The following is an 8,792-nucleotide window of genomic DNA, read 5'->3' on the forward strand; positions in this document are numbered from 1 at the left end:
CGTTTCGCCCCCTCGGATGGAAGTTTCACTTTTATAGTACGTTTAAAGTAACTTCCATATTTCCTCTTGTTGCCTTAGAGTATGGGCATACTCCGTGTGCAGCTTCGACTAATTGTTTTGCTTCTTCGTGAGATACGCCTGCTACACGTACATCTAATGTGGCAGCTAATCGAAATCCACCATCTGTATCTTTGCCAATTGATACGTGAGCAGTTACTTCTGTACTTTCTACTTTTACGCGTTTTGTGCGAATGACAAGCTGCAATGCACTATCGAAGCAAGCTGCATAACCTGCTGCGAATAATTGCTCAGGATTTGTTGCTGAGCCGCCCATACCGCCTAATGCTTTTGGCATTTTGACATCAAGGTTTAATACACCATCCTCAGAAATGACTTTCCCGTTTCGTCCACCTGTTGCTGTTACAGTAGCAGTATATAATGTTTCCATTGTTATTCCCCTTTTCTATCATTAATTGTTTTCATTGTTTCAATTAATTTATTTAATTGAATTAATAAAGTTGTATAATCTTTTGCTGTAATTCTTAAATGTGATGCCATTGTTTCTGGCAATGAACATGCTTTTTCTTTTAAAGCAGTCCCTTGCTCTGTTAGTTCAATACATACTTTTCGCTCATCTTCTTTCGAGCGAACACGTTTAACAAGTTGTAAACTTTCCATTCTTTTTAACATAGGCGTTAATGTACCAGAATCTAAAAATAATCGCTCGCCAATTTCTTTTACTGTAATTCCGTCTTGTTCCCACAATACTAATAAAGTGATGTACTGCGGATACGTAATTCCCATTTCTTCTAAATAAGGACGATAAAAACGTGTAACTTCTCTAGAACAAGCGTAAATAGAAAAACAAAGCTGATTATCTAGATGTAAAGGATTCTCATGCATGAGTATCTCTCCTTTTCAGTTGTGCGCAATTGAATTTCGTAAAATTAATATAAAATAAAAAAAACCAAATGTCAAACAAAAGGAAAATCTATCGTTTGGCATAATCATACATATTTTCATTCAATTGAAAGAAGCTAAGGGAAGTTAGTCTTTCTGTAGGTATGGAATAGTTTTCAATACTTGATTCCGACAATTTTTTTTGGTAACGTACAGATAGAGTTATTATTTTATAATTATTATAAAGTGGAGTTTCTTTTTCAGTAGAGGTCAGTTGAGCGAGAGAAACGAAAATCATTCTCCTTTATGAAAAGTTTTCCTCACCTTTCATTCTTTACTTATCACGGGAGATGTCTTATTGTCAGATAAGTAAGGAAGAAAAAAGAGAAGGTGTTCACACGATTGTCAGATTTATAAGAGGAAAGTTGTATTATTATAGTAGATAAGATGAAAAATCGGTTGAAGGGGGACATGCTGCGTGCATATTCTTGTTGTTGGTGTTAACTATCGAACAGCCCCTGTAGAAATTCGTGAGAAACTAACGTTCCAGGCAGCAGAATTAGAGAAAGCAATGACAACGTTGCAAAAACAAAAAAGTGTATTAGAAAATGTCATTGTATCAACGTGCAATCGAACGGAAATCTATGCTGTAGTAGACCAGTTACACACAGGACGCTATTATATTAAGAAATTTATGGCTGATTGGTTTCAGCTTGAAATAGAAGAAATTGCACCGTACCTATCTCTATATGAACAAGACGGTGCTACAGATCATTTATTCCGCGTAACATGTGGATTAGATTCAATGGTAGTTGGAGAAACGCAAATTTTAGGACAAATTCGTAATAGCTTCTTACTTGCGCAAGAACTAAAAACGACAGGAACGATATTTAATGAATTGTTTAAACAAGTCGTTACATTAGCGAAACGTGCACATTCTGAAACGACAATTGGTGGCAATGCAATGTCGGTCAGTTATGCAGCTGTTGAACTTGGAAAGAAAATTTTTGGTGATTTGAAAAATTGCCATGTTCTTATTCTTGGTGCGGGAAAAATGGGTGAATTAGCACTGCAGAACTTGTACGGGAGCGGTGCTCGTAAAGTAACTGTTATGAATCGTACGTTTGTAAAAGCAGAAACGATGGCAGAAAAATATATGGGACTTGCAAAACCATTGGATCAGTTGCAATGCGCGCTGTTAGAAGCAGATATTGTAATTAGCTCAACAGGGGCTACTGAATATGTGATTACGAAAGAAATGATGTCCAAAGTAGAAAGTATGCGTTGTGGTCGTCCGCTCTTTATGGTAGATATTGCAGTGCCGCGTGATATTGATCCAGCAATTGATACGTTAGAAAGTGTTTTCTTATATGATATTGATGATTTACAAGGTGTTGTGGAAGCGAATCGTGCTGAGCGCTTAAAGGAAGCTGAGAAAATTCAAATTATGATTGAAGAAGAAATGATTTTATTTAGGTCATGGTTGAATACGCTTGGGGTTGTACCGTTAATTTCGGAACTTCGCGATAAAGCATTAGCGATTCAAAGTGAAACAATGCAAAGTATTGAACGGAAAATTCCAACGTTAACAGAGCGGGAACGAAAAGTGATTAGTAAACATACGAAAAGTATTATTAATCAATTGTTAAAAGATCCGATTTTAATTGCGAAAGAGTTAGCGGTTGAAGAAGATGCGAAAGAAAAACTTGCCCTATTTGCGAAAATTTTCGATTTAAATGCGAAAGAAGTAGTGGAAGAGAGCGAAGCAGAATGGAAGCAAGCTGAGAAGTGGACAGTATCCGCTCCATCTTTGTAATGGAAAGGATAAACGGATGGGTGTTTTAAACAATAGCATTATTTATCATATTGCCATTCTTTTATATGCCTGCAGCGTTAGTTTATATTTCATAGATTATTTTCAAAGTAACCGAAGGGCAAATCGAATTGCCTTTTGGTTACTTTCTGTTGTATGGGTACTCTATTCAATATTTATGTTACTTCGGGCAACAGAAGCGGAAATTAATCCAATTTTAACGTTATTATCAGGTATTTATTTTTATGTATGGTTATTAATTACATTATCATTAATGATTAACCGATTTATGCGCATTGACTTTTTAGTCTTTTTCACAAATATGATTGCGTTTGGCGTAAGCGCTTTTTCTATTTTTACGCCACTTGGAAAAATGTCGCCGGTGTTAGCCGATCAATTAGTTTCGGGCCTTGTTTATGTGCACGTTGGTATGGCGATTGTTTCTTATGCGACATTTACAGTTTCTTTTATTTTTTCCATTATGTATTTAATTCAATATCGTTTATTAAAACAAAAAAAATGGAATGCAAGATTAAGACGGTTAGGAAATTTACCGAAGCTGGATTCTATGTCATACGGTTTAAATTTATTTTCTGTACCGTTCTTTTTATTGGCCATTTTACTTGGGTGTATGTGGGGATATACGAAGTTAGATAATTTTCACTGGTATGACGCAAAGGTAATCGGATCTTTCATCGTCTTGTTTGTATACTGTGCAGGTATTTATTTACGCGGATCAGATACTTTACAAGGAAAGAAAATTGCGAGCTGGAATATTGGAGCATTTCTTATTATGTTAATTAATATTTTCTTATTTAGTAGTTTATCGAACTTCCATTTTTGGTACTTATAAGGTTTATCACCGTAACATAGGGTTGCCTTTTGGATAAACTTCACTGTGAGTGGCGACTCCTGCGGGAATAGCGAGGAAAGTGAGACCCCGCAGGCTTGCCGAGGAGGCTCGCTCTTGCCCGCGGAAAGCGTCCACTCGGGGTGGAGTGTACATCTATCTATATGTCACCTCCGTCTTTTGGTGATGAACCACTTATAATGAGGAGAGAAAAATATGCGCAAAATTATTGTAGGATCGAGAAAAAGTAAATTGGCATTAACGCAAACAAATTGGTTTATCGATCAATTAAAGGCGCTAGGATTGCCATATGAATTTGAAGTGAAAGAAATTGTAACGAAAGGTGACGTTATTTTAGATGTGACACTTTCGAAAGTAGGCGGAAAAGGCTTGTTCGTAAAAGAGATTGAACATGCGCTCTTAACAAAAGAAATTGATATGGCTGTTCATAGCATGAAGGATATGCCAGCGGTACTTCCTGAGGGATTAACAATTGGATGTATTCCAAAACGTGTGGATCCGCGTGATGCGTTTATTTCTAAAAATGGGGAATTGTTTGATGAGTTACCAGAAGGAGCAGTAATCGGTACAAGTAGTTTACGCCGCAGTGCACAGTTGTTAGCTGTTCGTCCGGATTTACAAGTGAAATGGATTCGTGGAAATATTGATACGAGATTACGAAAGCTAAAAGAGGAAGATTACGATGCAATCATTTTAGCTGCTGCAGGACTAAAGCGAATGGGCTGGGCAGATGATGTGATTACAGGGTATTTAGAAGAAACGGTATGTGTACCAGCTGTTGGTCAAGGTGCGCTATCTATTGAATGCCGCGAGGATGATGCGGATTTATTACAATTATTAAGTCATTTAAATGATCATGTAACAGCGAGAACAGTAGAAGCAGAGCGTGTATTTCTACATAAGTTAGAAGGAGGCTGCCAAGTTCCGATTGCTGGATATGCAACGCTCAAAGAAGGTGACCAAATTGAATTAACAGCTCTTGTTGGATCGACAGATGGCACTGTCTTATTGAAAGAGGTTGTTGTTGGTGAACATGCAGGGGAAGTTGGAGAGCGAGCAGCAGACTTGTTAATCGGACAAGGAGCAAAGGAACTGATTGCCGCAGCAAATCAGGAGAAAAATTAGCAATATGACCTCCCTTTGCGGAAAAACAGTGCTAATTACAAGAGCCTGGCAACAAGCGAAGCAAATGAGTGTAGCAGTGCAAAAACATGGCGGAATTCCAGTGGAAATTCCGCTTTTACATATAACAGCGGCTGCCTATGAGCAATTTCAACAAGTGCGTGAAGAATTAAGCACATATGATTGGATTGTTTTCACAAGTAAAAATGGTGTGAATTTTTTTTTAGATGGTGTGAAACAATCGTTGCCGCATACTATGAAAATTGCCGCAGTCGGTGTGAAGACAAAGCAAGAATTAGAGCGCCGCGGCTACGATGTTCATTTTGTACCAACTACATTTGTAGCTGAAGCTTTTGCGACGGAATTTGTGAATCATATACGAAGTGGGACTCGTATATTACTGCCAAAAGGAAATTTAGCGAGAGATGTAATACGAGAGGCACTGCGAAATCACGGTGCAATTGTCCGTGAGCTTGTTGTATATGAAACAACAGTCCATCTGCAAATGCGCGAACAACTTATCGATGCTCTGCAATCAAGAGAAATTGATGTGATTACTTTTACGAGCCCGTCAACTGTACAGAGTTTTCTTGCATTGCTTGAAGGTGAAAACTGGAGAGAATGGGTAAAAGGATGTACAATTGCTTGTATAGGTCCTGTTACAGAACGAGAAGCTCGGAAGTATTTTCAAAATCTTCTCGTTCCGACAGAATATACAATTGAAGCTATGTTACAATGCATTTCAGAAAATATAATAAAGTGAAACTTTAAGAATTGGAGATGGAAAAGTTATGAATCCTTTACAATTTAACCGTCATCGTCGTTTAAGACAAAGTGCAAATATGCGTGCCCTTGTGCGTGAAACACATTTACATACAGAAGATTTCATTTATCCGATTTTTGTTCTAGAAGGAGAAAATAAGCGTAATGAAGTTCCTTCAATGCCAGGTGTATATCAAATTTCATTAGATCATCTGCAAGCAGAAATGCAAGAAGTTGTTGATTTAGGCATTCGCTCTGTTATTGTGTTCGGTTTACCTGCTGAAAAAGATGAAGTTGGTTCTTCCGCTTATTGTGAGCACGGAATTGTACAACGTGCCATTTCACAAATTAAAGAGCAGTTTCCAGAGCTAGTTGTTGTTGCGGATACATGTTTATGTCAATATACAAGTCACGGACATTGCGGTGTAATTGAAGACGGAACGATTGTAAACGATGCATCACTTGAATTGCTTGCGAAAACAGCAGTAAGTCAAGCGAAAGTAGGAGCGGATATTATTGCACCATCTAATATGATGGATGGGTTTGTAGCAGCTATTCGTCATGCGTTAGATGAAAATGGTTTTACGCATGTACCGGTTATGTCATACGCAGTGAAATATGCGTCTGCCTTTTACGGACCGTTTCGCGATGCTGCACACGGTGCACCGCAATTTGGTGATCGTAAAACATATCAAATGGACTCAGCAAATCGCCTAGAAGCTATTCGTGAAGCTGAATCTGATGTGATGGAAGGAGCAGACTTCTTAATTGTAAAGCCAGCGCTTTCTTATTTAGATATTATTCGTGATATGAAAAATAATTTTAACCTTCCAGTTGTTGCATATAACGTGAGCGGTGAATACTCAATGATTAAGGCAGCAGCGCAAAATGGTTGGATTAATGAACAAGACATTGTTCTTGAAAAATTATTAAGCATGAAGCGTGCGGGAGCAGATTTAATTATCACGTATCATGCAAAAGACGCAGCTAGATGGTTACAAGAAGGAGGCGCACGATAATGAAAAGTTTTGAGAAATCGATTGAAGCATTTGAAACAGCAAAAGATTTAATGCCGGGCGGTGTAAATAGCCCAGTGCGTGCTTTTAAATCTGTCGGTATGAATCCATTATTTATGGAGCGCGGAAAAGGCTCTAAAGTTTATGATATTGATGGAAATGAATATATTGATTACGTACTATCATGGGGGCCGCTTATTCACGGTCATTCCAACGACCAGGTTGTGGAAGCGTTAAAAGCAGTAGTAGAAAAAGGAACAAGCTTCGGAGCGCCGACGGAAATTGAAAATAAATTAGCACAGCTTGTAATCGACCGCGTTCCGTCTATTGAAATTGTACGCATGGTGAACTCTGGGACAGAGGCGACAATGAGTGCACTTCGTTTAGCGCGCGGTTATACAGGGCGTAATAAAATTTTAAAATTTGAAGGCTGCTATCACGGACATGGTGATTCCCTTTTAATTAAAGCCGGTTCTGGTGTGGCTACGCTTGGTTTACCTGATAGCCCTGGTGTGCCAGAAGGCGTTGCGAAAAATACGATTACTGTTGCGTATAACGACTTAGAAAGCGTGAAATATGCATTTGAACAGTTCGGTGATGATATTGCGTGTATCATTGTAGAGCCAGTAGCTGGAAATATGGGTGTTGTACCACCACTTCCAGGGTTTTTACAAGGTCTTCGTGATGTGACAACAGAATACGGGGCACTTCTCATTTTTGATGAAGTGATGACGGGCTTCCGCGTAGCTTATAATTGCGGACAAGGATATTTTGGGGTAACACCTGATTTAACATGTTTAGGGAAGGTAATTGGAGGCGGACTTCCGGTCGGAGCGTATGGTGGTAAAGCTGAAATTATGAAGCAAGTAGCACCGAGCGGACCAATTTATCAAGCTGGTACATTATCTGGTAATCCATTAGCAATGACAGCGGGATATGAAACGCTTGTCCAGTTAACACCAGAAAGTTATAAAGAATTTGAACGTAAAGCGGAAATGCTTGAAAAAGGTTTACGTGAAGTGGTGGTAAAATATGGTATTCCGCATTGTATCAATCGTGCTGGTTCTATGGTCGGTATTTTCTTTACAGATGAAAAAGTTATCAATTACGAAACAGCAAAAATGTCCAATTTAGATTATTTTGCAGCGTATTATCGTGAAATGGTAGAACAAGGTGTATTCTTACCACCTTCTCAATTTGAAGGCTTGTTCTTATCAACAGCACATAGCGACGCTGATATTGAAGCAACGATTGCTGCAGCAGAAATTGCTATGTCGAAATTAAAAGGGTAAAAAAGCCCTTTTCTTTAGGGGAGGCGAGAGGACCTAGCCCGCGCGTAGAAGCGGTCAGGTCCTTTTTTAGCCACGTCCGTTGTGAAAACAAAGAGAGGAAGTATGTGGGGATTACATTTTATTGTGGATGGAAGTGGTTTGTAAGTTGGAAAAACAAAATGGATTTAAATATAAATACCAGTTGAAATACTAGTATATCTCCTTTTTTTAGTGAAGGTGAGAGGACCTGGCCGTGCATAGAAGCGGTCAGGGCTTTTTTTTGTGCCACGTCCGGTGTGAAAATAAAGAGAGAAGACGAGTGCAAGTCACTTTTGGTTTTTGGGCGCAGTAATTTTTTTATTCATAAAGTCTCTATTCCCCACATAAACCTGTAATGACATATAGTTTGAGAGGGGGATACGAAGTGACAGCAGATCAACAAACTTCATTGCGGTTTTCGTTGAAAGAATCTGTATGGTTCCAAAAAGGACAGGAAGTCAGTGAATTACTTTCGATTTCATTAGATCCTGATGTTGCTATAGAAGAGCGTGAATATGAAATTGTTGTATTTGGACAGCTAGATTTGACAGGAGAATATATCCCGAAAGAAGAAACAGAGGCGTTTTCATTACGAGAATTATCACCAGCACGTACGATAGATTATGTGGAAACGCGCGATGATGGGGTAAATGAATTAGTGCATTCGTTTCCATTGGAGATTTCCATTCCACGCGGTCGCGTGAAGCAAGCTGAAGATTTGTATGTGGATATTGAAGAATTTGATTATGAACTGTTAGAAAATGGTTGTTTGCAGCTTTTAGCGGATATTTCAATTCATGGATTGCGTGACGAAGAGCGTGAAGTGGAAGAAACAGTAGAAACAGTAGAAGAAGAGATACTAGCAGAAGAAGTGGTAGAGGCTGATGAATGGGAAGATTATGCTTTTGAGCCATTTCAGCTAGAAGCTCGTCAAGAACCGGAGCTTGAATTAGATGAGGAGGAAGAAAGCGAAGAAGCGGAACAAAGGCAACAGGAAG

Annotated in this window: 9 protein-coding genes; 7 read left to right on the top strand and 2 right to left on the bottom strand. The window is 38.7% G+C overall.

The features are described 5' to 3' along the window. Window positions 1–31: 31 nt before the first annotated feature. Together V7024_RS18505 and V7024_RS18510 are read right to left on the bottom strand one after the other, a co-directional pair. Window positions 32–448, bottom strand: coding sequence for an organic hydroperoxide resistance protein (locus tag V7024_RS18505; RefSeq protein WP_335522552.1), 417 nt, complete (start codon window positions 446–448; stop codon window positions 32–34). A gap of 2 nt (window positions 449–450) precedes the next feature. Continuing rightward, window positions 451–903, bottom strand: a complete 453-nt coding sequence (locus V7024_RS18510; protein ID WP_098914065.1) for a MarR family winged helix-turn-helix transcriptional regulator — start codon at window positions 901–903, stop codon at window positions 451–453. A gap of 475 nt (window positions 904–1,378) precedes the next feature. Here V7024_RS18510 and hemA point away from each other — a divergent pair, with 475 nt between their 5' ends. The 7 genes from hemA to spoVID form a co-directional block, all read left to right on the top strand. Further along, window positions 1,379–2,716 (top strand): glutamyl-tRNA reductase, encoded by a 1,338-nt coding sequence (gene hemA, locus V7024_RS18515; RefSeq protein ID WP_335522555.1) that lies wholly within the window; start codon window positions 1,379–1,381, stop codon window positions 2,714–2,716. A 16-nt stretch (window positions 2,717–2,732) separates the two neighbouring features. After that, window positions 2,733–3,566, top strand: coding sequence for a cytochrome c biogenesis protein (locus V7024_RS18520; RefSeq protein ID WP_335522557.1), 834 nt, complete (start codon window positions 2,733–2,735; stop codon window positions 3,564–3,566). Between the two features lie 213 nt (window positions 3,567–3,779). Continuing rightward, window positions 3,780–4,709, top strand: a complete 930-nt coding sequence (hemC, locus tag V7024_RS18525) for a hydroxymethylbilane synthase (RefSeq protein ID WP_335522560.1) — start codon at window positions 3,780–3,782, stop codon at window positions 4,707–4,709. Window positions 4,710–4,713: 4 nt separating this feature from the next. After that, the gene (locus V7024_RS18530; protein ID WP_335522562.1) at window positions 4,714–5,469 is read left to right on the top strand and encodes a uroporphyrinogen-III synthase; all 756 of its coding nucleotides are present in this window, start codon (window positions 4,714–4,716) and stop codon (window positions 5,467–5,469) included. 28 nt (window positions 5,470–5,497) lie between these two features. After that, window positions 5,498–6,487 carry a porphobilinogen synthase gene (gene hemB, locus V7024_RS18535; protein ID WP_335522564.1) on the top strand — a complete coding sequence of 330 codons (990 nt, stop codon included), beginning with the start codon at window positions 5,498–5,500 and terminating at the stop codon, window positions 6,485–6,487. Beyond that, entirely contained in the window at window positions 6,487–7,776 is a 1,290-nt protein-coding gene (gene hemL, locus V7024_RS18540; protein WP_335522566.1) for a glutamate-1-semialdehyde 2,1-aminomutase, read from the top strand. The genes hemB and hemL overlap by 1 nt, the downstream gene beginning before the upstream one ends. Before the next feature lie 373 nt (window positions 7,777–8,149). Continuing rightward, a partial coding sequence (gene spoVID, locus V7024_RS18545; RefSeq protein WP_335522569.1) for a stage VI sporulation protein D occupies window positions 8,150–8,792 on the top strand: 643 nt, incomplete at its 3' end.

The sequence above is a fragment of the Bacillus sp. JJ864 genome (assembly GCF_036963045.1).
GTDB lineage: Bacteria > Bacillota > Bacilli > Bacillales > Bacillaceae_G > Bacillus_A > Bacillus_A pseudomycoides_C.